13 protein-coding genes are annotated in these 26,024 nt (G+C 57.2%); 10 read left to right on the forward strand and 3 right to left on the reverse strand.

Annotated elements, in window-relative coordinates; genetic code table 11:
* Window positions 1–186: 186 nt before the first annotated feature.
* Window positions 187–780: a YecA family protein gene (locus tag RGW60_RS11420; RefSeq protein ID WP_322204714.1), complete on the forward strand. Its 594-nt coding sequence runs from the start codon at window positions 187–189 to the stop codon at window positions 778–780.
* A gap of 176 nt (window positions 781–956) precedes the next feature.
* Here the strand turns inward: RGW60_RS11420 and RGW60_RS11425 are convergent, their stop codons facing one another.
* Window positions 957–7,448: a retention module-containing protein gene (locus RGW60_RS11425; protein WP_322204715.1), complete on the reverse strand. Its 6,492-nt coding sequence runs from the start codon at window positions 7,446–7,448 to the stop codon at window positions 957–959.
* Between the two features lie 480 nt (window positions 7,449–7,928).
* Here RGW60_RS11425 and RGW60_RS11430 point away from each other — a divergent pair, with 480 nt between their 5' ends.
* The 3 genes from RGW60_RS11430 to RGW60_RS11440 are packed head-to-tail and all read left to right on the forward strand — an operon-like array spanning window position 7,929 to window position 12,830.
* The gene (locus RGW60_RS11430; protein ID WP_322204716.1) at window positions 7,929–9,284 is read left to right on the forward strand and encodes a TolC family outer membrane protein; all 1,356 of its coding nucleotides are present in this window, start codon (window positions 7,929–7,931) and stop codon (window positions 9,282–9,284) included.
* Window positions 9,285–9,319: 35 nt separating this feature from the next.
* Window positions 9,320–11,464, forward strand: coding sequence for a type I secretion system permease/ATPase (locus RGW60_RS11435; RefSeq protein ID WP_407074122.1), 2,145 nt, complete (start codon window positions 9,320–9,322; stop codon window positions 11,462–11,464).
* A gap of 13 nt (window positions 11,465–11,477) precedes the next feature.
* Window positions 11,478–12,830 carry an HlyD family type I secretion periplasmic adaptor subunit gene (locus RGW60_RS11440; protein WP_322204718.1) on the forward strand — a complete coding sequence of 451 codons (1,353 nt, stop codon included), beginning with the start codon at window positions 11,478–11,480 and terminating at the stop codon, window positions 12,828–12,830.
* 110 nt (window positions 12,831–12,940) lie between these two features.
* On the opposite strand, the gene RGW60_RS11445 is transcribed toward RGW60_RS11440, so the two are convergent.
* Together RGW60_RS11445 and pap are read right to left on the reverse strand one after the other, a co-directional pair.
* Complete coding sequence (locus tag RGW60_RS11445) at window positions 12,941–14,125, reverse strand: thiolase family protein (protein WP_322204719.1); 1,185 nt, start codon at window positions 14,123–14,125, stop codon at window positions 12,941–12,943.
* A gap of 117 nt (window positions 14,126–14,242) precedes the next feature.
* A complete protein-coding gene (gene pap, locus RGW60_RS11450) occupies window positions 14,243–15,742 on the reverse strand; it encodes a polyphosphate:AMP phosphotransferase (RefSeq protein WP_322204720.1) in 1,500 nt (499 codons plus the stop codon).
* Window positions 15,743–15,926: 184 nt separating this feature from the next.
* On the opposite strand from pap, the gene mnmC reads away from it, so the two are divergent.
* The 6 genes from mnmC to ngg all read left to right on the forward strand — a co-directional run bounded on the left by mnmC (window position 15,927) and on the right by ngg (window position 26,009).
* Window positions 15,927–17,906 (forward strand): bifunctional tRNA (5-methylaminomethyl-2-thiouridine)(34)-methyltransferase MnmD/FAD-dependent 5-carboxymethylaminomethyl-2-thiouridine(34) oxidoreductase MnmC, encoded by a 1,980-nt coding sequence (mnmC, locus tag RGW60_RS11455; RefSeq protein WP_322204721.1) that lies wholly within the window; start codon window positions 15,927–15,929, stop codon window positions 17,904–17,906.
* Between the two features lie 162 nt (window positions 17,907–18,068).
* The gene (locus RGW60_RS11460; RefSeq protein WP_322204722.1) at window positions 18,069–18,737 is read left to right on the forward strand and encodes an ABC transporter ATP-binding protein; all 669 of its coding nucleotides are present in this window, start codon (window positions 18,069–18,071) and stop codon (window positions 18,735–18,737) included.
* A gap of 1 nt (window position 18,738) precedes the next feature.
* Window positions 18,739–21,219 carry an ABC transporter permease gene (locus RGW60_RS11465; RefSeq protein ID WP_322204723.1) on the forward strand — a complete coding sequence of 827 codons (2,481 nt, stop codon included), beginning with the start codon at window positions 18,739–18,741 and terminating at the stop codon, window positions 21,217–21,219.
* Window positions 21,209–22,288, forward strand: coding sequence for a lipocalin-like domain-containing protein (locus RGW60_RS11470; protein WP_322204724.1), 1,080 nt, complete (start codon window positions 21,209–21,211; stop codon window positions 22,286–22,288). Before RGW60_RS11465 ends, RGW60_RS11470 begins: the two co-directional genes overlap by 11 nt.
* Window positions 22,289–22,484: 196 nt before the next feature.
* On the forward strand, window positions 22,485–24,257 hold the full coding sequence (locus RGW60_RS11475) for an N-acetylglutaminylglutamine amidotransferase (RefSeq protein WP_322204725.1): 1,773 nt from the start codon (window positions 22,485–22,487) through the stop codon (window positions 24,255–24,257).
* Between the two features lie 3 nt (window positions 24,258–24,260).
* Window positions 24,261–26,009: an N-acetylglutaminylglutamine synthetase gene (ngg, locus tag RGW60_RS11480; RefSeq protein WP_322204726.1), complete on the forward strand. Its 1,749-nt coding sequence runs from the start codon at window positions 24,261–24,263 to the stop codon at window positions 26,007–26,009.
* Window positions 26,010–26,024: the final 15 nt, after the last annotated feature.

A 26,024-nucleotide genomic window follows, 5' to 3' on the forward strand; every position in this document is an offset into this window, starting at 1 on the left:
AGCCGGTTGCGACCCTTGGCAGCATCGCAAAGCGCGGGATTATACCCGAGGGTTTCCAAGCTAGGGACGGCAGCCACATCAGCGGTTGAAATTAACCCTGTTACCGCTTCTAACACCTGACTTGCTGGCGCGCAGGCCGTACACAGCCTAGAATTCAGCATCGTTTATTCCCAAGGTAGTCTTTCAATGTCCTTCGCTGAGCAACTAACCCGCCTGCAAGTTTTCCTCGACGCCGACGAGCTGCACGACGAAGCGTTGGACTACGTGGCCGCCCACGGCTACCTGACCGCGCTGTCGATCTGTGCTGAAGCGGTGCCGAGCCGTGAATGGATCGACACACTGTTCTCTGAGGTGCCGCATTACACCGACGACGCTCAGCGCGAAGAAATCGAAACCACGTTGATTCAGTTGCAAGCGCACATCGCGCGCCAGCTGGCTTCGGACGAAGAGTTCGAGCTGCCCTGTGACTTGGATCTGGGCGATGACCCCGACGATTCCGAGCTGCGCGGCTGGTGTATCGGATTCATGGAAGGCGTGTTTCTGCGCGAAAACGCCTGGTTTGAAAGCGCTGAAGAAGAAGTCAGCGAAATGCTGCTACCCATAATGGTCGGATCGGGCTTGTTCGATGAACAACCCGAGTTTGAGGACATTGCAAAAGATTCGAACCTGATGGACGACATGATCGTGCAAATTCCAGAGGCACTCACTGCGCTGTACCTGCTATGTCAGGCACCAGACGAGAAGCCTGCTCCAGCGATCCTCAAACCTCGCCATCACTGATAAAACAAAGCTCGCCAGTTCAAATTGGCTCTACAGGAGATGCACCCCTCTGTAGAACCAATTTGTGGCGAAGCCGCAGATCGAATCACGACAGATCCGTGGGATAGAATTCATTCTCGAAGCAAACGGCGCGGTGTGCCAGACACACCGCGCCGTTAACGTTTTCCCGCCTTAACTCACACCGTATCCACTTTCAACGAATGGTCAGTGATCATCCCGGTAATGATCGAGGCTGCGTCATGGCCGCCTGCAACCATTCCGCCCGCCCCAGGCGTAACGCCGTAGTGGCTTGCCAGATCGACCCCGGCCAAGTCGATGGTTTGAGTGGGGGCCTGGCCAACGATGGAATTGATCTCAATGGTGGTGACTACACTTGCGCCGGCGCCACTGACTTTAAAGTGCAAGTAGTCATCCAGTGAGGCCGCGCTCGAATTTTCACCCTGCAACAGTTGTGACAAATCAAGCTTATCGACGCCGATACTGAAGTCCGTCACCAAGTCATGGCCAAAGTTTCCTTGCTCCCATTTGAAGGTGTCGTTGCCGCTGCCACCCGTCAACGTGTTGTTACCCAGTCCACCGATCAATATGTCATCACCGCCCCCACCGTTGAGAATATCGTCGCCCAACCCGCCATTGATGATGTTGCTGCCACTGTCCCCTATCAGCGTGTCGTTGAAGTGCGAGCCTATAAGGTTGTCGATGTTGGCCAGCGTGTCAGTCCCGGCACCGAGGGTGTTCTGCGCAGTTATTATGCTCAAGTCAACGTGTACCCCCGCTGTAGCGTTAGCGTAGCTGGCAGTGTTGTTGCCAGCGCCGCCGTCGAGCAAATCGTTACCCGGTCCGCTGATTAAAATATCATTGCCGTTGTCACCAAACAGCTCGCTATTGCCGCTACCCGCCTGAAGCACGTCATTGCCATCACCACCATGTAGATGAACGCTGCCCGGGCCACCGATCAAAACGTCATTATGGTTGGTGCCTTGCAACGTGTTGCCCGCCTGGTAATGAAGGGTCACATCGGCAACGCTGGTTCCACCGTGGCCGTCATTGGCGGTGTAGGTGCCGTGCGAATCGGACGTTAGGTCTTGCGCGCCGGAGTAATTAACCGTCATCTGCAGTTGATAGCTTTCAGCTGCCGTTGCGCTTGCAGCAGAACCGCTGGTGTTAACGATGTTGGTCACATGCAAGTGATACACACCATCGTCAGTGGCCGTGAAGGAATGACCATTGGCAACCGTGGAGAACACACCATTGATGTCCTGCCACTGCATTGAAACGTGAGTTTCATCCTGGGAATTATGCAGGGTCACAGTTTCGCCTTTGTGCAAGGTCACGTTGTAGAGATCTTGTGCGTTAGCGGCCACAGCATTGGCCGCACCTAAATAGCCGTTAAGCACCACCAACGCGGTAAGCGCACCTGCGCTGTTAAAGAAGTCACTACGCTCTACGGTTTTCAACTCATTAGCGCTGCTGTTGCTGGTACCACCAAAATTAATGGGATTGGCGTTAAGCGCGGTGAAATCGGCGCCTTTTGCCGCCCAACCTGTTGTGAAGGTAGTGGGCGATGCCGTCAGCTTATCGCCATTGGGATCAGTGTCGTTGGCCAGCAGCAACGCTGCAGGCACCGTGATGGTAGGCGACAAAATGTTAGTGATGACGTTATCAGCCACCGCCACGGGAGGGGCATTAGGGTTAACGTTAACCAGCAGATTGGCACCTGCCAGGTCGCCATCGTTGTCGCTCGCCACAAAGCCAAACGTTTCCGTCAGTGCCGTAGTGCCAACTTTTGGAGGGGTATAAGTATATTCGCCGTTGTCCATGTCAACGACCAAGGTGCCTCCATTGTGACTAGCGACCGTAATGCTATTGGTGGTTGTGTCGAACGTGCCGTGGCTGGCACCCACCACGCTAACCCCCCCTTGTCCATGGTTGGCTTTGGAATCGTAGGAATAGGATGTCCCATCGACGACGATCGTTTTGATAAACCCGCCGTCCGCGCCAAAGGTACCTCCGGTCATCAGGCTACCGGTAATGGGCACGCCCTGCACCGTGCCGCTCAGCACCGCATCGAGTGCGCTCAGGTCGGTGACCAGCACCGCATTGGTGTCGGTGTGAGTACTACCGTCATATGCCAAAGGGTCGAGGTAAGTGTTGCTGATGCCTGAGCCGAGGCCAATTGCGTAGGCCTTGATGTCGTTGGCGTCAAGGAAGGCCTTCCAACTGATTTCATCGGCAGTGCCAATGTTTTCGTTATGGGTCGGGTTACCGTCAGACAGAAAGTAGGCAACATTTTGCGCTCCAACTATTGCACCGTCGGTAGCGAACGCTTGCTTGGCCACCGCGACCGCTGCGTCGTAGTTAGTTTCGCCACCGGCAGTCAGCGTGCTGATGATCGCTTTAGCTGTGGCGATATCAACCCAAACTGGTGTTTTATCGGTGGCACCGTTGCTAAAGGTCACAATCTGAACCCTTACATCGCCCAGCTCCTGATACCTGTCGAACAACGCGCTGATCGCCTGCTTCTCCAAGGCCAGACGAGACAAGCCAGAGACGCCCGACGCATCGGCCATGCTGCCGGATACATCAATCACTAGCAGCAGGTTTGAATCAACACCCACTACTGGCGAAGTGCGCTCACTGCAAACCACCGTTGGTACGTCGTCAACAATGTTGATCGTTAAGGAATTAGTCGCCGTATTGCCCGAGGCATCCGTGGCTCTATAGGTGAAGATGTCGTGCTCGACGTTTGCCCCATCGTTAGCAATGGGTGACGTTTTCGGTGCCGAAGTCAGCGTGTAGGTATAGGTGCCATCGCCGTTGAGGTGAATCTCTCCATATTGACTCACCAAGGTTCCGTTATTGCTGCCCACCAAGCTGTAGTTGACTGTGCCCGCAGCGCCTGACACCGAACCCACCAAGGTGCCCGAAGCAGTTTCCGCAGGCGAATCGGGCATGCTGCCAACCACCGTGCCAGGCGCGAGGTCGTGGCCACTTTGGGTCAAATCCAAAGCATTTTCAAACACGGTGACGCCTTGAGCGCAAACGGCTTTAAGGCAGGAGTCAGTCACATTAATGGAGATAGTCGTGGTACTGACATCACCGTCCGCATCGCGAATTGAATAAGTGAACACATCATGTGCGCCTGAACGACCCACCGAGTCAGGATTGCTGTGATAGGTCGCATTGCCTGATGCGTCCAATACTAACGTGCCGTAAATCCCGACTACGGAGGCGCCCAAGCTTCCGTATGCGGCCTGTGAAGTATCACCACCGGCCCGCACGCCCACCACTGCGCCTCCCGCGCCAGGACCGTCAGCTCCGATGACGTCATTGGTCAACACGTTGCCGTGCACCGTGCCGCCCTCCACTACGCCGACTTTATCAGCATGCGCAGTGGGCACATCGTCAACCACATTGACATCAATCACACCCGAAGCCGAACTGCCTTCACCGTCGTTGGCGACCACCGTAAAGTGTTCGCTGATACTGTTGGCGCCGTCACCGTCAGCTTGCAATGCGTTGTGTTGGAGGGTGTAGCTGTAACTGACCACGCCGGTTTCGGCGTTATACCCGGTGACTGTCAACAAACTGCCGATCACCGTCGAAACAGACGCTGGGAAGCCTTGAATCTCGCCGCCGCTAATAACGTCAATCCCACCTACGTTAAGGCTTTGTAAGCCGTCCGGAGCATGCACCACGAATTCACCGTGCTGAGTCAGCGCCGCCGAATTAGGGCTGGAACCGTTACTGAGGTTTTTCTCATAGACAGTCAGCTCGCCGCCACAAACTTCCAGACCGTTGAGCGTTACCGGGTCATCGTTGTTGTGAACCTGCAACACCAGATTTGCCTGGCTGGTGTCGCCGTCCGCATCCTTGAGGGTGTAGGTGAACGTATCAGTGCCATTGCCTCCATCATGCAGCTTGATGAAACTCGGATCATGGGGATTGAGGGTGTAGGTGTAAGAGCCATCCACCGCCAGCACCAACGTGCCATATGTACCGACAAAAGTACCGCCAACAATCGGACCGCTCGGAATGCGATCAGCGCCTTGGATGTCGTTGGTCAGCACGTTACCGGTCAGGGTAAGCAGACTTTCGGACGCTATGTTTAGGTTGCTGTCGTTGATCGCGGTGGGTACGTCATCCACCACACTGACGTTCAACGAAGCATTACTCACCGAGCCTTCCGTGTCGGTGGCAACCACATTGAAATGTTCGATAAGGCTGTTGGCGCCGTCGCCCGTCGGGTGGGTATCGGCGCCGTTCAAGGTGTAGCTGTAAGTGACTACGCCGGTTGCGGTGTTAAAACCGGTGATGGTCAGGGTGTTACCCAACCCGGTGGTTAACGATTGGCCGACACCACTGGCCACCCCCGCCGCCACCACATTAAGGCCGCCGATGGACAGGCTTTGCAGGCCGTCGGCGGCAGTCACGGTGAACGTGCCGGTTTGCGTCAGCGCAGCAGCATCCGGGCTGCTGCCAGTGCCAAGGTTTTTTTCATAAACCGTAGCGTCAGTGCCCTCGCCGTTCAAACCGGTTATCAGTACCGGGTCATCGTTGTTGTGAACCTGCAACACCAGGTTTGCCTGGCTGGTGTCGCCGTCCGCATCCTTGAGGGTGTAGGTGAACGTATCAGTGCCATTGCCTCCATCATGCAGCTTGATGAAACTCGGATCATGGGGATTGAGGGTGTAGGTGTAAGAGCCATCCACCGCCAGCACCAACGTGCCATATGTACCGACAAAAGTACCGCCAACAATCGGACCGCTCGGAATGCGATCAGCGCCTTGGATGTCGTTGGTCAGCACGTTACCGGTCAGGGTAAGCAGACTTTCGGACGCTATGTTTAGGTTGCTGTCGTTGATCGCGGTGGGTACGTCATCCACCACACTGACGTTCAACGAAGCATTACTCACCGAGCCTTCCGTGTCGGTGGCAACCACATTGAAATGTTCGATAAGGCTGTTGGCGCCGTCGCCCGTCGGGTGGGTATCGGCGCCGTTCAAGGTGTAGCTGTAAGTGACTACGCCGGTTGCGGTGTTAAAACCGGTGATGGTCAGGGTGTTACCCAACCCGGTGGTTAACGATTGGCCGACACCACTGGCCACCCCCGCCGCCACCACATTAAGGCCGCCGATGGACAGGCTTTGCAGGCCGTCGGCGGCAGTCACGGTGAACGTGCCGGTTTGCGTCAGCGCAGCAGCATCCGGGCTGCTGCCAGTGCCAAGGTTTTTTTCATAAACCGTAGCGTCAGTGCCCTCGCCGTTCAAACCGGTTATCAGTACCGGGTCATCGTTGTTGTGAACCTGCAACACCAGGTTTGCCTGGCTGGTGTCGCCGTCCGCATCCTTGAGGGTGTAGGTGAACGTATCAGTGCCATTGCCCCCATCATGCAGCTTGATGAAACTCGGATCATGGGGATGGAGGGTGTAGGTGTAAGAGCCATCCACCGCCAGCACCAACGTGCCGTATGTACCGACAAAAGTACCGCCAACAATCGGACCGCTCGGAATGCGATCAGCGCCTTGGATGTCGTTGGTCAGCACGTTACCGGTCAGGGTAAGCAGGCTTTCGGACGCTATGTTTGGGTTGCTGTCGTCAAACGCCTTAGGTACGTCGTCGATGATGTTAACGTCGACACTACCGGTGGCCACATTCCCATCGTTATTGGTCGCTACCACTGGAAGATGGTCGATTATGTCGTTAGTGCCATTGCCGGGAGCATGGGATTGCGCACCATTTAAGGTGTAGGTGTAGGAGACCACGCCAGTTTGGGAGTTATAGCCGGTCACGGTCAGCGTATTGCCCAGCCCGGTATCAATCGCTTGGGGGAAACCACTCGCTTTGCCATTGGTAATTACGTTAACGCCATCAATGGTCAAACCTTTCAACCCGTCCGCAGCGTTAATGGTAAAACTTCCACTTTGGGTCAATGCGCCAGGATTGGCCGCAGAACCGAGGGGCAAATTGGCCTCGTTGACGGTCAGTTCACCGCTACTCACGTTCAATCCAACAATGCTGATACTGGTATCAGGCGGTGCAACGCCCCCTGGGGGACTTCCCGGGCCGTTATCAGGCGGTGCAACGCCCCCTGCGGGATTACCCGAACCGTTATCCGGCGGTGCAATGACCTCTGCGGGAGTGCCCGAGCCGTTATCCGTGAGGGGAGCGACTTGACCTTCAGGGAATATCGGTGCGCTGCTCAAGCCAGCGGTCGGGAAACCGACTACCGGATCGACACGCCCACCCACTTCAGTTAGCAAAACGAAGGAATGTCCGCCCCCCAATGCGCCCGCTACGTCATTAATAGCCGGACCAGCGGCAGCTGGGTCAGCAATCTTTGTCGGGTCACCGCCGGCCGCGATAGCTTGCTGCAACTGTTGAACATCGGTCAATTGCGCCTCGGTAGGCGCTGTCGTGTCCGGGGTGTCGATGTGTGTCGCATGGTTGGCCAGAATTTCAGGGGTCAGCGGCATGCTGCTGTCACGGCCCAACGTCAGCTCACCACCGTCAGTAAGGTGCACCGCAACGGCACCCACTGGACCGGTTTGCAGGCGCTCACCTGCAAATACCTGATCACCCGCTACCAGAGCGCGGTGGGTTCCATCCCCCGTAACCGCGAAAACTTCGCCCACAACGTGCGTGACGGTACCGATCAACTTGGCCATATCCACTCCTCCGTTACCGACGTCTGTCGGCTACTGGACCTGTAAAAGCACCGCACCTCGAAGAACGGCTTTCTTACAAAATCCGATGTAAATACTACATATCGTTCAAGAACCTGTTCATCAAAAGAAACGCAATATCACTAAGCCAGTATGCAGCGACAATAAAACGTCACCTCGTATAACTTTGTTTTTGACCTTTATTGCAGCGCCGCTTTATTTTTTTAATGGTGTTTGAACTTTTCTTAGAATCGTCTAAAACCCCCTATAGCGTTAGCCATTAAGCGATTTACGAGTGAAACAATGTCTGTAAATCAGAACTACGCATAAGTTTTTTTTGGCATAACCGTTATGAAGAAATCGTCTTAATAAAGCGTCAAAAAGTTGTTAACCCTGTTGTTACAATTCTGATACGTTTTCAGCTAAGTTTTTCGCCAATTTATTGGCGATAACGACACACCATCAAGTATTAGGGAGAAGTACATGCGCGTTTTGAACCCCCTCTGCAGCGCAATTTTGTTAGCAATGACCTGTACAACCGCTCATGCCATGTCAATCACCCAAGCGATCCAAAGCACTATCGAATATCACCCGGAGGTTCACTCCAATTCGAATAGTCGACTGGCCGCAGATCAAGACGTCAAAATTGCAAGGGGCGGGTATTTGCCGACGGTGGATTTAATTGCCGGATACGGCCGTGAAGGCATCGACAGCCCAACGACCAGAGCCCTTACCGGCAGAGGTAGAGAGACGCTTAACTACACCCAGTCCGAGCTACGACTGCGGCAAATGTTGTTTGATGGGTTCAACACACCGAACGAAGTTCACCGTACTCAATCGGTGGTTAATTCCCGCGCTTACTATGTTCAAGGCGTCTCGGAAGATGTCGCGTTGCGGGCGATTGAGGTCTACCTGGATGTGCTGAAACGACGTGAGCTGTTGACCCTGGCTAAGAACAACCTTCAAGCACACTTGCGTATCAATGATCAGATCGGTTTACGCAGCAGCAGAGGCGTAGGCACCAATGCTGACCTTGACCAATCCAAAGCCCGTCGCGCATTGGCGCAGGACAATTTTTATACCGCCCAGGTAGACCTGGCTGACGCAGAAGCGAACTTCTTCAGCGCGGTGGGTCGTATGCCTGACGAACTGGAAACGCCACCGACGATCAAGGGTCAGGTACCCAATAACCTTGTGGATGCCCGCCAATCGATGCTGGCGAACAACCCATACTTGAAGTCTGCCCAAGCGGACGTGCAATCGGCCGAAAGCCAATATGAGGTTGCTAAATCACCGTTCTACCCGCGTTTCGATGCCGAGCTGGCAACGGGCGCCAACGAAAACCTGCAAGGCGAGCCCGGCTACGACAATGAATGGCGCGCGGCCGTCGTGATGAACTACAACCTGTTCAACGGCAACCGTGACAAGGCGCGCTTGCAAGGCGACGCTTACCGAATCAATCAGTCAATGGACATTCGCAACAACGCCCTGCGCACGCTTAACGAAAACCTGTCGCTGGCATGGAACGCAATGAACAACGCGCACATCCAAACACCCATTGCGCGCGAATATGCAGAAACCACGACCAAGGTTCGAGCGGCTTATCAGGACCAGTTTGGCTTGGGTCAACGGACCCTGCTCGACTTGCTCGATAGCGAAAACGAACTCTTCAATGCCGCCCGTCGCTATACCGAGGTGCGTTACACCGAGGAATACTCCATGTACCGGGTGCTAGCGACCACCGGCGAACTGTTGCGTCAGTTACGCGTGGTTTTACCCGCAGAAGCAGTGGCGGTCTCGGACGTCAAAAGCGAAGCCCGTTTGCCAGAAATGAAATAAAGGTTGTCGTCTCGGAGTAGCCTAATTTGACCACCATGGAAAACGTATCAGTCGACCCCCGACTGAGTTTCGACGACCCCTTACTCGACGGTTTGCTGATCCTTTGCAAGCTGCACGACTGCACCGTCAGCCGGGCCAGCCTGAGCGCAGGCCTGCCACTGAAACAGCAGCGACTGACCGTCGACCTGCTGCCTCGGGCTGCGGCGCGCGCGGGTTTGCAAGCACGCCTCTTGCGACGTCAACTCAACGATCTGTCGGCCTTAAATTTACCGGTGCTGTTGCTGCTGAAAAACAACCGCTGCGCCGTTCTCAGGCGTTGGTCCGACGATGATCGCGCATTGATTCTGCCCAGCGAGGCCGAAGGCGGCGAGCAATGGGTAAGCCGCGAGGAACTACTGGAAAACTACAGCGGCCAAGCCTTGTTCGCCCGCCCACGCCACGAACTCGAAGAGCTACGCTCGCCACTGGTGCCGAGGGTAGAAGCCTGGTTTCGCGACACCGTGAAACTTTCGCGCTGGTTATACAGCGATGCGATTCTCGCCAGTCTGTGCATTAACGTGCTCGGACTGATGGTGCCTTTGTTCGTCATGCAAACTTATGATCGGGTCGTACCAAACCAGGCCACTTCGACCCTGTGGGTGCTATCAATAGGGTTATTGGTCGGTACGGTTTTCGAGCTGATCTTGCGAGTGGTTCGCGCACACTTACTGGATCAAGCTGGCAAGAAGACCGACATCATCCTGTCGGCAACATTGTTTGAGCGCATTACTGGTATGTCGATGAAGGCCCGCCCCGCGACCATCGGTGGCTTCGCCCAAAGCATCCATGACTTCCAAGGCCTGCGTGAATTTCTAACGGCAGTCACCCTCACCAGTTTGATCGACTTGCCGTTCGCCGTGCTGATGCTGGGCGTAATCGGCCTGCTCGGCGGCTGGCTAGTGGTGATTCCAATAGTGGCGTTTCCCATCACAATCATCTTCGCGTTGTTGATTCAAGCTCGGCTGCGCGACACCGTGCAGCGAAGTTTGTCGTTGGGCGCCGAACGCCAGGCACTCCTCATTGAAACCCTCGGCGGCCTTGAAACCCTCAAGGCCTGTAGCGCCGAGAGTGAGCGCCAACACAAATGGGAAGCCACCCACGGCGCCCTTACCCGCCTCGACAGCCACGCCCGCAACCTCTCGGCGCTAGCCACCAATGGCACGCTGTTCATTCAGCAGTTTTGCGGGATGGCGACCATCGTGGCAGGGGTCTACAGCATCATCGCCGGCAATTTGAGCGTCGGTGCGCTGGTTGCTACTTACATGCTCGGCAGTCGGGTGCTGGCGCCACTCGGGCAAATCGCCGGGCTCATTACGCGCTATCAACAAGCGCAACTGACAATGAAAAGTACCGACGCGCTGATGGCCCTCCCGCAAGAGCGCGACGCCAAGCAAAGACCGCTGGAACGCACCCAACTCAAAGGGGCCTTAGAGGTCCATCACGTGACTTTTCGCTACAACGGGCAAAGCACTCCGGCGCTGCATACGGTCAATTTCGCGGTAAAGCAAGGCGAACGTATTGGCATCATCGGCCGCAGCGGCTCAGGTAAAAGCACCTTGGCGCGGTTGCTCATGGGTTTCTACGCCCCGGAAGAAGGTCAGCTATTGCTCGATGGTCTGGACCTACGGCAATTAGACGTGGCTGACCTGCGGCAACAAATTGGTTATGTGGCCCACGATCTGCCGCTTCTGGCCGGCAGCCTGCGCGACAACCTGACCTTGGGCGCGCGTTACATCAGCGATGCGCGAATGCTCGAAGTGGCGGACATGACCGGCGTAAGCGAACTGGCCCGGCAGCATCCACAAGGCTTTGATCGGCCGGTGGGAGAGCGCGGACAACTGCTGTCCGGCGGGCAACGCCAAGCAGTATTGATGGCTCGGGCACTACTGCTGGACCCACCGATTTTGTTGCTCGACGAACCCACCAGCGCTATGGACAACAGCAGCGAAGAAGCTCTGCGCCAACGCCTGCACGGCTGGATGCAAGGCAAAACCCTATTGTTGGTCACTCACCGCACCTCGATGCTAAGTCTGGTGGACCGATTAGTGGTATTGGACAACGGCAAAGTCGTTGCCGATGGTCCAAAAGACATCGTCATCGAAGCGTTACGCAAGGGCCGCGTCGGCTCGGCAGCGGTCTAGGAAGCCCTCTCATATGTCAGTGACAACCGGCCAGCGCGGCTACTTTCATTTCGGTAAATCTGCCGACACCGAATTCATGCCCGAAGTGGCTGGCGTTGTCGCGCAGGATTCGCCCCGAGGTTCACGCTTGACCGTCTGGATCGCCGCCGCGCTGATCATTTCAGCATTGGTCTGGGCCAAATTTGCGGTACTCGAAGAGGTCACCATGGGTGAAGGCAAAGCCATTCCCTCGAGCAAAGTGCAGGTCATTCAAAACCTGGAAGGTGGGATTGTCACCGAAATTTTTGTCCGCGAGGGGCAAATGGTGAACAAGGGCGACACCTTGCTGCGCCTGGACGACACGCGCTTTCTCTCCAACAAAGGCGAAAGCGAAGCCGACCGTTACGCGCTAATTGCCCAAGTTGAACGCTTGTCGGCTGAATCAGAGGGACGACCGTTCAAACTCTCAGATGACGTGGTTAAAAAAGCGCCTCAAGTGGCCGCCGATGAGCTTTCGCTGTATCAATCTCGGCAGCGGCGCCTGAGCAGCGAACAGCGCACACTGAATCAGCAATTGCTGCAAAAAACTCAAGAGTTGGCTGAGTTCCGTTCCAAGCAGGAGCAATACCGCAACAGTCTGAGTCTGCTTCAACAAGAAATGAGCATGTCGGCGCCGCTGGTGAACACTGGCGCCGTGTCTCCGGTGGAAATTCTGCGCCTCAAACGCAACGCCGTTGAAGCGCGCGGTGCCATGGACGCAACCACTCTAGCGATCCCCCGTGCTGAAGCAGCAATCAACGAAATAAAAAGTAAGGTCCAAGAATCGGAATTCGTATTCCGCTCTGACGCGTCCAAAGATCTCAACGATAAACGCACCGACTTGTCGAAACTTACGGCCACCAGTATCGCCATTGATGACCGGGTCAGCCGCACTACAGTGGTCTCACCGGTACACGGCATCATCAAAGTAATGAAGGTCAATACCATCGGCGGCGTGGTTCAGCCTGGCAGCGACATGGTGGAAGTCGTGCCTTTGGAAGACAACCTGCTGATCGAGGCCAGAGTCCGCCCACAAGACGTGGCCTTTCTGCACCCGGGACAGCCCGCCATGGTCAAATTCAGCGCCTACGACTACACCATTTATGGCGGTCTCAAAGCCAAACTGGAGCTGATCGGTGCCGACACCATCACCGATGACAAGGGCAACAGCTTCTATTTAATCCAGGTCCGCACCGACAAAAACCATCTGGGCAGCGATGCCAAACCGCTGCTGATCATCCCCGGCATGGTGGCCACCGTGGACATCATCACCGGAGAGAAAAGCGTCATGGATTATTTGCTCAAGCCAGTGCTGAAAGCGCATACCGAGGCTATGAGGGAGCGGTAAAACGTCCAGACAGTCAAATTGAACTGCGCCCCAGTAGTCGGACATAGATCCAACCTCTGGGGCGCAGTTGGGCGTGGGACCGAATTTATTCGGGAAGACGCTCCATCGGTTTACTTCACCGCCTCAAACAACCCCGTAGCGCCCATCCCGCCGCCGACGCACATGGTGACGATGCCATAGCGCAGGTTGCGGCGTTGCAGTTCGCGGACCAAGTGGCCGACCTGGCGGGAGCCGGTCATGCCGAAGGGGTGGCCGATGGAGATGGAGCCGCCGCTGAGGTTGTACTTTTCGTTGTCGATGCCCAACCGGTCACGGGCGTACAAGCATTGCGAGGCAAAGGCTTCGTTGAGTTCCCAAAGGTCGATGTCGGCGATTTGCAGGCCCTTGGCTTTCAAAAGTTTGGGCACCGAATACACCGGGCCGATGCCCATTTCATCCGGTTCACACCCGGCCACGGTGAAACCCCTGAAAAACGCCAGGGGTTTCAGACCCAGTTCCAGTGCTTTCTCCAGGCTCATGATCAGGGTCATCGACGCGCCGTCGGACAGTTGCGACGAATTTCCGGCGGTTACCGAACCGTCCTCAGCAAATACCGGCTTGAGGCTAGACAGGCTTTCTAACGTGGTGTCCGGGCGGTTGCAATCGTCGCGATCAACGATGCCTTCTACCAAGCTGCTGGCGCCTGTGGCCTTATCTTCGACGCGGTAGGTCACTTTCATCGGCACGATTTCGTCATCAAACCGTCCGGCAACCTGAGCCGCCGCCGTTCGTTGCTGGCTCTGCAAAGCGTAAAGGTCTTGCTGCTCACGGCTGACGTTGTAGCGCCGCGCGACGATCTCAGCGGTTTGGCCCATGGGGAAGTAAATGCCCGGCACTTGCTCTTTCAGCAACGGATTGATCAGGTTGTCCATGTTGACGCTTTTCATCGTCAGGCTGATGGACTCAACGCCGCCCGCGACGATGACATCGCTGCACCCCGAGGCAATTTGGTTGGCCGCGATCGCAATCGCCTGCAAGCCCGATGAGCAATAACGATTGAGGGTCATGCCGGGCACGTTAATGCCCAACTTTGACAGCACCGCCACGTTACGCCCGATGTTGTAGCCCTGAGCGCCTTCATTGGAGCCCGCGCCAACGATGCAATCTTCCACCAGCGCCGGGTCCAGACCATTTCGCGTCAGCAGCGCATTCACGCAATGGGCCGCCATGTCATCGGGCCGGGTTTGGTTGAACTTGCCGCGAAACGACTTGGCCAGGCCAGTGCGCACGCTGTCGACAATCACCACTTCACGCATGGCATATCTCCGTTCTTATTGGGGGGGCGAGGAAGGTTGCTAAAACTTCCTTGAGCATAAGTCCAGGTCAGTGCGGTCCGCGATGATCATTCATTGGCTGTATGGAAAATCATCTGCTCACTTGGACTTCTTATCCTTGGCGAAGGCCGCTTCTAGTGCTTCGTTGATCGTGCGCAGCACTTTGACCCGCGCCCAGTGCTTGTCGTTGGCTTCAACCAAAGTCCACGGAGCAATTTCAGTGCTGGTACGGTCGACCATGTCATTCACCGCCGCGCGATATTCAGGCCATTTTTTGCGGTTGCGCCAATCGTCGTCGGTAATCTTGAAGCGTTTGAACGGGATTTTCTCTCGCGCCTCAAAGCGCTCCAACTGGGTTTTTTCATCGATGGCCAGCCAAAACTTCACCACCACGATACCCGCTTCGGTGAGTTGCTCTTCGAAATCATTGATCTCGCTGTAGGCACGCATCCAGTCCGCAGGGCTGCAAAAACCTTCGACGCGCTCCACCAGCACTCGGCCATACCAGGAACGATCAAACACTGTGAACTTGCCCCGCGCCGGAATTTGCCGCCAAAACCTCCACAGGTAGGGCTGCGCGCGTTCGTCTTCTGTGGGTGCGGCAATCGGGATAATCGCGTATTGACGCGGGTCCAGCGCCGCCGCAACCCGTCGAATCGCACCGCCCTTCCCCGCAGCGTCGTTACCTTCAAAGACTGCCACCAACGCGTGTTGGCGCATGCGTTTGTCGCGCATGTTCCCTGAAAACCGCGCCTGCTCGGTGATCAACTGTTCTTCGTAATCGTCCTTTTCCAGGTGTTGGGTCATGTCGAGACTGGTCAGCAGGCTCAGTTCGTCGACGGTTGGGGCTTGGGGCTCCAGGGGTGTCGGCATCGGTTTGGCTTTCCCGTTAGCCAACGCGGCCTGCATGCCTTGAAGCAATAAACGCCCGGTGGTCAGGCTGCGGTAATGCGGGTCAACGCCCTCGATCACATACCAAGGCGCGTAATCCCGACTGGTGCGGCGCAGTACGCGTTCACCATAACGAACGAATTTGTCGTAGGTTTTCGATTGCTGCCAATCCAGTGGGCTGATGCGCCAGCTGTGCAGTGGGTCATCCTCAAGCGCCTTGAGCCGAGCCTTCATCTGCTTCTTGGACAGGTGAAACCAGAATTTGAAGATTAGCGCCCCTTCGTCGACGAGCATTTTTTCCAGCCGTTCAGCGCTATTAATCGCCTGATCAAGCTTGGCATCTTTAAACTCACCGTGAACCCGGCCTTGAATCATCTGGCTGTACCAATTGCCGAAAAAAATCCCCATGCGGCCTTTGGCAGGCAATTGCCGCCAATAGCGCCAAGCCGGTGGATGAGCCAATTCCTCGTCAGTCTGCTGATCGAAGGTGCGCACCTCGATCAGCCGAGGGTCCATCCACTCGCTGAGGAGCTTCATCGTTTCGCCCTTGCCTGCGCCCTCAATGCCGTTGATCAAGACGATCACTGGAAAACGCGCCTGCTGTTGCAGTTCGTACTGCACGTCCAGCAATGCTTCGCGCAACGCGGGCACTTCGGCGTCGTAGGTTTCTTTGTCAATGGCGTGACCGATTTCGGCAGATTCGAACATCCACATATTCCTCTTTCAATATCGCCCAAGACTAACGGATCGAGTGAACCAATGTCGGTTAAGACAGCCAATCCTTGCGATGGGTCAACGGAAACACGATTTCCTTCACCGCACCCTTCGCACGCCTTGGCCCGCACGGCGATTACGTTAATATGTCGCGCTTCTGACCTCAGCCGAGTCCGCCATGACCCTCACCCGCCACGCCCAGATCGAATGGGACGAACAGGGCAACCCCCATTCTCCGGCGTTTTCGGATGTCTATTTCTCGACGCAATCGGGCCTTAATGAAACCCGTCACGTCTTCCTGAAACAGAACAACCTTGCGCAGCGCTTTACAGCGTTGGCGGCGGGGGCGCAGCTGGTGATTGGTGAAACCGGCTTTGGCACCGGCTTAAATTTTTTATGTGCCTGGCAGTTGTTTGCCCAATGCGCGCCGGCCACTGCGCGATTGCACTTTGTCAGCGTTGAAAAATTCCCCCTGACCCAAAGCGACTTGCAACGCGCCCTCGGCTTGTGGCCAGAGCTGACGATTCTTGCCGATCAACTCATGACTCAGTACGTGGCTGTACACGAGGGTTTTCAGCGGTTTGTGTTCGACGGCGGGCGAGTGACCTTGACCCTGTTGATCGGTGACGTGCTGGAAATGCTGCCGCAACTGGACGGGCAGATCGACGCATGGTTTCTCGACGGTTTTGCCCCGGCAAAAAATCCAGAGATGTGGACCGCGGAACTGTTCTCTGAGCTGGCCCGACTCTCGGCACCTGACGCAACCATCAGCACCTTTACCAGCACCGGCTGGGTTCGGCGCGCGTTGAACGCAGCCGGATTCAAGATGAAACGTACACCGGGAATCGGCCATAAGTGGGAAGTGCTACGCGGGATATTTGTAGGCTCGCCGCCAGAAACGGTTAAACCGTCGCAGGTCAAGCCTTGGTTCGCCCGACCTGCGCCATTTACCGGGCAACGTAAAGCACTGGTTATTGGTGCGGGCCTGGCCGGATGCGCGACAGCCGCCAGCCTCGCGGCACGGGGGTGGCAAGTGAGTTTGCTGGAGCGTCACAACGACGTCGCGCAGGAAGCCTCGGGTAATCCGCAGGGCGTGTTGTATTTGAAACTGTCGGCCCATGGCACCGCGTTGTCGCAATTGATCGTCAGCGGTTTCGGCCATACGCGGCGGCTGCTGGAGCGCCTGCAACGCGGCCTCGATTGGGACGCCTGCGGCGTTTTGCAACTGGGGTTCAACGACAAGGAAGCCGAGCGTCAAGCGCAGTTGGCCCAGGCGTTTCCTGCCGAACTGTTGCAACTGCTGGACCTACCGGCGGCCCAGGCAAAGGCCGGTATCACACTGGCGTGCGGCGGTTTGTTTTTCCCCGAAGGTGGCTGGGTCAATCCGCCAGCGCTGTGTCGATTCCAGGCGTGGCACCCGAACATTCAATTGCTGACCCACCACGATGTGCTGGAGCTACGCCGCGACGGCGAACAATGGCAAGCGTGGGCCGGCGAGCAAATGCTGGAACAGGCACCGGTGGTGGTGTTGGCCGGGGCTGCTGAGGTCAAACGCTTTGCAGCCAGCGCCGAACTGCCGCTCAAACGCATTCGAGGACAAATCACCCGACTGACTGAAACCCCGGCCAGCGCGGCGCTGAGTACCGTGGTTTGTGCTGAAGGCTACATTGCGCCCGGCCGTTCAGGCGAACACACCCTGGGCGCCAGTTTCAACTTCAAGAGCAATGACCTGACGCCCACCACTGCCGACCATTTAGACAACCTCCAACTGCTACAGGAGATCTCTGTTGACCTGGTGAAACGCCTCGGCGCGGATACGTTACCGCCCGAGGACTTGCTCGGCTTCGCCGGGTTCCGCTGCACCAGCCCGGACTACTTGCCCATCGTCGGTCCGTTGGCAGACAAAAACGCGTTCGTCGAGGCCTACGCTGTATTGGGTAAAGACGCCCGCCAAGTACCGGATATCGAATGCCCATGGCTTGCCGGTTTGTACGTCAACAGCGGCCACGGTTCACGGGGATTGATCACCGCGCCATTGTCTGGCGAACTGCTCGCCGCCTGGCTGGATAACGAACCGTTGCCACTGCCACGCAGCGTCGCCGAAGCCTGCCACCCGAATCGTTTTGCGTTGAGGGAGTTGATACGAGGTAAAGCGTGAGGCGCGAAGCGGTCCAGAAAATGCTGAACGCAAACGAGCGTTTTGGCTTTATCGCAACCTTGCGCAACGACCGCGGACCCACTGACTTCAGAAAAAACAACGGCCCTTTACCCAGCAACACCAGCTATCCTCTCCCCCACCCAATTGCTCAGGCGAACCTTCATGCTGCACGTGCAGGCCGTGTTCAAAAGTTACGCAACACCGCAAGGTCCATTGGCGGTGTTGCAGGGGGTGGATCTAAATCTTGAACACGGCAGCAGCCTGGCGTTGATGGGCGAATCAGGCAGCGGCAAAAGCACCTTGTTGCACCTGATCGCCGGGCTGGACAACGTTGATCGGGGCGTCATCCGTATCGGCGGGCATCGGCTGGATCAAATGAATGAAACCCAACTTGCCCGGTGGCGGCGCACCGAAATTGGTCTGGTGTTTCAACAATTCAACCTGATCAGCAGCCTCAAGGTTGAAGACAACCTGGCGTTTCAAGCACGCCTGGCCGGGCGTTTCGATCCCATCTGGCAAGCCCAATTGATCGAGCGCTTGGGGCTCGGCGATTTGCTCAAGCGCTACCCGGAACAACTCTCGGGCGGGCAGCAACAACGCGTCGCCCTGGGTCGCGCGCTCGCCTCGCGCCCCGGTTTGTTGTTGGCCGATGAACCCACCGGCAACCTCGACGAAGCCACTAGCGATGAAGTTCTTCAATTGCTCCTTGACCTGCTCCGCGACAGCCCTACCAGTCTGCTGATGGTGACCCACTCAACGCGCATCGCAGCTCGTCTAGCAACTAAAGTAGTCCTGCATGGCGGGCGTTTGGCCGCTGCAGGCGAACGCTGAAATGTCGGTTTTTTATTGGACACTGCGAGCGCTACTGAGTCATTGGCGACGACATCCGGTGCAGTTTTTCAGCGTGCTCACCGGGCTGTGGCTGGCGACCAGTTTGCTCACCGGCGTGCTAGCGCTGAACAGTCAGGCACGGGAGAGCTACGCTCGCGCTAGCCAATTGATCGGCGGTGAGCCCCAGGCCAGCCTTAGCGCGCCCAATGGTGCAAGCTTTTCTCAAGCTCTGTTCGTCAACCTACGCCGCGCGGGTTGGCCGGTTTCGCCGGTCTTGCAAGCGCGGGTGACGCTCAAAGGCCACGAAGACCAACGTCTGCAATTGATGGGCATCGAACCGCTGTCACTGCCCGGTGGCGCGGCGGTGGCTGGCAAAGCCTTGGACATTGAACAGATGGTTGGATTTTTCAGCGCGCCGGGCAGCACCTGGATTGCTCCGCAGACTTTGCAGGCACTGGGTTTTCATGAGGGTGATACGCCGCTGACCGACAGCGGCCGCGCATTGCCGCCGCTGCACAGTCAGGCCGACATGGCCCCCGGTTTGTTGTTGGTGGACATCGGTTTCGCCCAACACTTGTTGAACGCGCCGCAACAACTTTCCCGGCTTCTATTACCCAAGGTATTTGCCGACAGCAAGCCAGTGTTACCGGCCAACGTAATCGGCCAATTGGTGCTGAAAACCAGTGGCGAAGAAAACAATCTGACGCGGCTAACCGAAAGCTTTCACCTGAACCTCGATGCCTTGGGGTTCCTATCGTTCGTGGTGGGGTTGTTCATCGTCCACGCCGCCATCGGTTTGGCCCTTGAACAACGCCGGGGCCTGTTGCGAACCCTGCGAGCGTGCGGGGTCAGCGCCCGGTTGTTGATCATCAGCCTGGCTGTCGAACTGGGTGGCCTGGCCGTGCTCGGCGGCCTCGCCGGGGTCATCAGCGGTTACGTGCTCGCCAGCGTCTTGCTGCCCGATGTCGCCGCCAGCTTGAGGGGTTTATACGGCGCAGAAGTGGCCGGGCAGCTGAGTTTGAGCCCATGGTGGTGGGCCAGCGGCGTTGGTTTGAGCCTGCTCGGTGCGCTACTGGCAGGGGCCAACAGTTTGTTGCGAGCCGCACGTATGCCGTTGTTGGCGTTGGCCAACGCGCAAGCCTGGCATCAGGCGCATAGTCGTTGGCTGCGTCGGCAAGCTTGGGTCGCGGCGCTGGCGCTGCTGGTGGCAATGTTCGCTCTGCTGTTGGGCGACAGCCTGACCAGCGGCTTTGTGCTAATGGGCACCTTATTATTAGGCGCGGCGCTGGGGTTGCCTGTGTTGCTCAACGCCCTGCTCAATGGGTTATTGGGCCGTAGCCGTTCGGTGCTCGGTCAATGGTTTCTCGCCGATTGCCGCCAACAATTGCCCGCCTTGAGCCTGGCGTTGATGGCCTTGTTGCTGGCGCTGGCGGCAAATATCGGCGCTGGCAGCATGACCTCGGGGTTCCGCCAGACCTTCACTAACTGGCTGGAGCAACGCCTGACCGCCGAGCTGTACCTCAATCCGGAAAACCCGGCCCAGGCACGGGACATACAAACCTGGCTCAGCCAACAACCGTCAGTCACTGCCGTGCTGCCTAACTGGCAAGTCTCGGTTCAGTTGCAGGGCTGGCCAGCAGATCTGTTCGGCGTGATCGATCACCCCACCTATCGCCAGCACTGGCCCTTGCTGCAATCGGTATCGAGCGATCCCTGGGATCAACTGGTTCACGACGACACGCTGATGCTCAGCGAACAACTGGCGCGACGATTAAGCGTTAACGTCGGTGATCACCTGACGATTCCGACACCCCTAGGCCAATGGACGCCCCGCGTCGTCGCGATCTACGCCGACTACGGCAATCCCAAGGGCCATTTGTTGGTCAACGCTCAACACTTGCTGCGTTACTGGCCGCAACTGTCACCCAACCGATTCAACCTGCGCATCGCCCCGGCAGCGGTACCGTCACTGGTGCATGACCTTCAGTCTCGATTCAAGCTGGATGACAACCGCATCATCGACCAAAGCCAGCTCAAGGGTTGGTCGACGCAAGTGTTCGAACGCACCTTTGCCGCCACCGCCGCGCTGAACAGCCTGACCTTGGGTGTGGCCGGTGTCGCGCTGTTCATTAGTTTGCTGACCCAGAGCCAAAGTCGTCTCGGCCAACTTGCACCGTTATGGGCGCTGGGCGTGACGCGAAGGCAATTGATGCTGCTCAACCTCGGACAAACCTGGTTGCTGGCGGTGCTAACGCTGGTACTCGCGCTGCCGTTGGGGTTGCTGTTGGCCTGGTGTCTGGACGCGGTAATCAATGTGCAAGCCTTCGGCTGGCGCCTGCCGTTGCAGATATTCCCTGCACAGTTAATGCAATTGATGGCGTTGGCGTTGTTGGCCACCTTGCTGGCCTCGACCTGGCCCCTGATCAAGCTGTACCGCAGCCGCCCGGCGGATCTGTTAAGGACGTTCGCCAATGAGAATTAACTGGCTGCTGCTGGCATTAAGTGTCCTGTTGTTGGGCGCCTGCGATGACGATGACAAAACCCCGGCCAACGGCTTTGCCGGGCTGGGCAACGACGCGGCGGCGTTTGCTCAAGTGGTGCCCGGCAAAGTCTTCAGCTTTCCCGAGGACCACGGCCCGCATGACGGTTTTCGCATCGAATGGTGGTACGTCACTGCCAACCTCAAGGATGACCAAGGCCAGGATTTCGGCGTGCAATGGACGCTGTTTCGCAGTGCGCTAAAAGCAGGGCCTGAGCAACCGGGCTGGGCCGATCAAACGATCTGGATGGGCCACGCCGCCGTCACCTCAGCCAACCAGCATTACGCCGCCGAGCGTTATGCCCGTGGTGGGGTCGGGCAAGCCGGGGTCAGCGGCGCGCCATTCAAGGCGTGGATCGACGATTGGACGTTCGACAGCCAATCGACCCGCGACAACCCGCTGACCGACATGCAACTGCATGCCCGAGGGCCGTCTTTTAACTATCAACTGCACCTCACCTCAAGCCAGCCGCTGGTGCTGCAAGGCGCGCAGGGCTTCAGTCAAAAATCCGAACAAGGCCAAGCGTCGTATTACTACAGCCAACCGTTTTTACAGGCCTCTGGCAGCCTCGACATCGACGGCAAAACCTACCACGTCAGCGGTCCCGCCTGGCTCGATCGGGAGTGGAGCAGTCAACCATTGACCGCCAATCAAACCGGCTGGGACTGGTTTTCCGTGCACCTGGAAAGCGGCGCTCAACTAATGCTGTACCGCATGCGGCAGAAGAGCGGCGAGGCTTACCTCACCGGCACCTGGATCGACACCGACGGCAAGACCCAATTGCTCAACGGTTCGCAGATCCAGCTCACGCCCTTGTCCACCAGCGACGTCGCCGACCATGAAATGCCAACTCGCTGGTCAGTCAAGATCCTGAGCAAACAGCTCGATATCGTCACCAATGCGCTGAATCCAAAAGCCTGGATGGACCTGCGAATTCCCTACTGGGAAGGTCCGGTGACGGTAAGCGGAAACCAGGCCGGGATTGGGTATCTGGAGATGACGGGGTATTAACAGCCGCAGCTACAAGAGGGCAGCTGCAAGCGACAAGCTCGACTGCTTGCAGCATGTAGCTTTTAGCTTGCATCTCTTACAGCTGCCCCCGGGGTTTATAACTGATCGATCTAAAACATTCGCAAACCTCACGGGTCAGTTTCTGGTGTAGGCGACTGATCGTCTGCCCTCCCCAACGGACACCCGGTAAGGACTTATGTGCGGATTAGCAGGTGAGCTACGTTTCGACCATCAACCAGCAGACCTCGCTGCGGTTGAGCGGATTACCCATCAATTGGCCCCTCGCGGACCCGACGCCTGGGGCTTTTATTGTCAGGGGCCCATTGCCCTTGGTCATCGTCGGCTGAAAATCATGGACCTGTCGGACGCGTCTGCTCAGCCGATGGTTGATCATTCTCTGGGCCTGTCGCTGGCATTCAATGGCGCTATTTATAACTTCCCGGAATTGCGTACTGAGCTGGAAATCCTCGGCTATACGTTTTATTCCGGTGGCGACACCGAAGTACTGCTCAAGGGCTACCACGCGTGGGGCGCCGACATGCTGCCCAAGCTGAACGGCATGTTCGCCTTCGCCATCTGGGAACGTGACACCGAGGAGTTGTTCATCGCCCGCGACCGCTTGGGCGTCAAACCGCTTTATATGTCGCACACCGACAAGCGTTTGCGTTTCGCCTCCACTTTGCCCGCGCTGCTCAAAGGCGCAGACATCAGCTCACTGCTGGACCCGGTCGCCCTGAATCATTATTTGAATTTCCACTCGGTTGTACCCTCGCCGCGCACGCTGTTGGCTGGCGTTGAAAAACTACCGCCCGCCACCTGGATGCGCATTGATGCCCGCGGTAAATCGGAGCAAAAAGTTTGGTGGCGCCTGCCCTATGGACCACATGCTGATGAAGCCAACTTGACCTTGAACGATTGGCGCGACCGGGTTCTGGACAGCACCCGTGAGGCGGTAGCGATTCGGCAGCGAGCGGCAGTAGATGTCGGTGTCTTGCTTTCGGGCGGTGTCGATTCAAGCTTATTGGTCGGTCTGCTGCGTGAAGTGGGCGTAGAGAATTTATCGACATTCTCCATCGGCTTTCAGGACGCGGGCGGCGAACGGGGCGATGAATTCCAGTATTCGGACCTGATCGCCAAGCACTACGGCACTCAACACCATCAGTTGCGAATCAACGAAAACGAGATCATCGAACAGTTGCCAGCGGCGTTCCGCGCCATGAGCGAGCCGATGGTCAGTCACGATTGCATTGCCTTTTACTTGCTGTCACGGGAAGTCGCCAAGTACTGCAAGGTGGTGCAAAGCGGCCAAGGTGCAGATGAATTGTTTGCCGGTTACCACTGGTACCCGCAAGTGGACGGCGCAAGCGATCCGTATGCGGCCTATCGAGGGGCGTTTTTTGACCGCACTTACGACGAATACGCCGCCACCGTGCAGCCCAAATGGCTGACCGCCCACGACGCTGCGGGCGACTTCGTTCGCGAGCATTTCGCCCAACCGGGGGCCGACGCTGCTGTGGATAAAGCGCTGCGGCTGGACAGCACAGTGATGCTGGTCGATGACCCGGTGAAGCGCGTCGACAACATGACCATGGCCTGGGGACTGGAAGCACGCACGCCGTTTCTGGATTACCGTCTGGTCGAGTTGTCAGCCCGGGTGCCGGGCAAGTTTAAACTGCCCAACGGCGGTAAACAGGTGCTGAAAGAAGCCGCTCGGTTGGTCATTCCGGCAGAAGTGATCGACCGTAAAAAGGGTTATTTCCCAGTTCCGGGATTAAAGCATCTGCAAGGTGACACGCTGAAATGGGTGCGTGAGTTGCTTCTCGACCCGAGCCAGGATCGCGGCTTGTTCAGGCCCGACATGCTCGACAGTCTGCTGACTGATCCTGCCGGTCAACTGACCCCACTGCGCGGCTCCAAGCTGTGGCAACTCGCGGCGCTGAACCTGTGGCTCAGCGAACAAGGACTTTGACCGATGAAACATAACGCCTCCGTGTTTAGCCACCGGCTGTTGCGCGGTCAATCGCCGTCCTATGAACGCTTGCAAGCGCAACTCGCCGAAGATGGCAGCGACCTCGATGCCGAGCCGCTGGCATTGCATTGCGGCTGGGGCCGGTTGCTGATCGGCCACACTTACCGCGACCCAGCGGCGCTGGCCCACGAGCTGCTCAACGAAAAACCCGGCGAACGCGACATCGCGCTGTACGTGGCGGCGCCGCAGCAAGTCTTGGCGCAGGCGCCTCAACAGCTGTTTCTCGATCCGTCTGACACCTTGCGCTTGTGTTTCACTGACTACCGCCCGGCGCAAAAAGTGTTTCGTGGCTATCGCATCCGTCGCGCGCAAAACGAGGCCGATTGGAAATCGATTAACCATTTGTACCTGACCCGTGGAATGTTGCCGATTGATCCGGCCCTACTGACGCCGCGCCACCAAGGCGGGCCGGTGTATTGGCTGGCAGAGGACGAGAGCAACCACGCGATCATCGGCAGCATCATGGGCCTTAACCACCAGAAAGCCTTCAACGACCCCGAGAATGGCAGCAGTTTGTGGTGTCTGGCAGTCGATCCGCAGTGCACGCGGCCTGGAGTGGGTGAAGTACTGGTGCGGCATTTGATTGAGCATTTCATGAGCCGAGGATTGAGCTACCTGGACCTCTCGGTGCTGCACGACAATCAACAGGCAAAAAACCTCTACGCCAAACTCGGTTTTCGCAACCTGCCGACCTTTGCCATCAAACGCAAAAATGGCATCAATGAACGTTTGTTTCTCGGGCCTGGCCCGCAGGCGAACTTCAATCCCTATGCCCGGATCATTGTCGAAGAGGCGCATAAACGCGGTATCGACGTGCAGGTTGATGACGCCGACGCGGGTATGTTTACCCTCAGCCATGGCGGGCGCCGTGTGCGCTGCCGCGAATCGTTAAGCGACCTGACTACGGCAGTAAGCATGACTTTATGTCAGGACAAAAGCCTGACCCACAGGGCGCTTAAGGCTGCGGGCTTACGTCTACCGGCGCAACAGTTGGCCGGTGAAACGGACAACAATCTGGCCTTTCTTGAAGCGCACAAACACATTGTGGTCAAGCCTTTGGACGGCGAGCAAGGCCATGGCGTTGCGGTGGATTTGTGCACGATTGAGGAGGTTCATGCCGCCATCGAACGTGCTCAGGCGTTCGACACGCGGGTGCTGCTTGAAAGCTATCACCATGGCTTGGACCTACGCGTGGTGGTGATAGGTTTTGAAGTGGTCGCCGCTGCGATTCGTCGCCCGGCTGAAGTGGTGGGTGATGGCACTCACACCATTGGCGCATTGATTGACGCCCAAAGTAGACGCCGCTCGGCAGCCACAGGCGGCGAAAGCAGGATCCCGCTGGACGAAGAAACCGAGCGCACATTGCATGATGCCGGGTACGACTACGCCAGCGTATTACCAGCTAATGAACGCCTGGCGGTTCGGCGCACCGCCAACCTGCACACCGGCGGCTGTTTAGAAGACGTCACTGCAATTTTGCACCCAGTGCTAGCCGACGCGTCGATACGCGCTGCCAGGGCCCTAGACATTCCGGTGGTAGGCCTGGACCTGATGGTGCCTGCCGCCGACCAACCGGAGTATGTATTCATCGAAGCCAACGAGCGTGTAGGACTTGCCAACCATGAACCCCAACCCACCGCCGAACGCTTTGTAGACCTGTTGTTCCCCCACAGCTTGCCCGCGCACAGCTGACCTTCAAGACCACAA

Source organism: Pseudomonas sp. AB6 (assembly GCF_034314105.1).
Lineage (GTDB): Bacteria > Pseudomonadota > Gammaproteobacteria > Pseudomonadales > Pseudomonadaceae > Aquipseudomonas.

What these genes read in the sequence shown, in the direction of transcription:
- RGW60_RS11420 (WP_322204714.1), top strand. Translation starts at nt 187, where the DNA reads ATGTCCTTCGCTGAGCAACTAACCCGCCTGCAAGTTTTCCTCGACGCC.
- RGW60_RS11425 (WP_322204715.1), bottom strand. Translation starts at nt 7,448, where the DNA reads ATGGCCAAGTTGATCGGTACCGTCACGCACGTTGTGGGCGAAGTTTTC.
- RGW60_RS11430 (WP_322204716.1), top strand. Translation starts at nt 7,929, where the DNA reads ATGCGCGTTTTGAACCCCCTCTGCAGCGCAATTTTGTTAGCAATGACC.
- RGW60_RS11435 (WP_407074122.1), top strand. Translation starts at nt 9,320, where the DNA reads ATGGAAAACGTATCAGTCGACCCCCGACTGAGTTTCGACGACCCCTTA.
- RGW60_RS11440 (WP_322204718.1), top strand. Translation starts at nt 11,478, where the DNA reads ATGTCAGTGACAACCGGCCAGCGCGGCTACTTTCATTTCGGTAAATCT.
- RGW60_RS11445 (WP_322204719.1), bottom strand. Translation starts at nt 14,125, where the DNA reads ATGCGTGAAGTGGTGATTGTCGACAGCGTGCGCACTGGCCTGGCCAAG.
- pap (WP_322204720.1), bottom strand. Translation starts at nt 15,742, where the DNA reads ATGTTCGAATCTGCCGAAATCGGTCACGCCATTGACAAAGAAACCTAC.
- mnmC (WP_322204721.1), top strand. Translation starts at nt 15,927, where the DNA reads ATGACCCTCACCCGCCACGCCCAGATCGAATGGGACGAACAGGGCAAC.
- RGW60_RS11460 (WP_322204722.1), top strand. Translation starts at nt 18,069, where the DNA reads ATGCTGCACGTGCAGGCCGTGTTCAAAAGTTACGCAACACCGCAAGGT.
- RGW60_RS11465 (WP_322204723.1), top strand. Translation starts at nt 18,739, where the DNA reads ATGTCGGTTTTTTATTGGACACTGCGAGCGCTACTGAGTCATTGGCGA.
- RGW60_RS11470 (WP_322204724.1), top strand. Translation starts at nt 21,209, where the DNA reads ATGAGAATTAACTGGCTGCTGCTGGCATTAAGTGTCCTGTTGTTGGGC.
- RGW60_RS11475 (WP_322204725.1), top strand. Translation starts at nt 22,485, where the DNA reads ATGTGCGGATTAGCAGGTGAGCTACGTTTCGACCATCAACCAGCAGAC.
- ngg (WP_322204726.1), top strand. Translation starts at nt 24,261, where the DNA reads ATGAAACATAACGCCTCCGTGTTTAGCCACCGGCTGTTGCGCGGTCAA.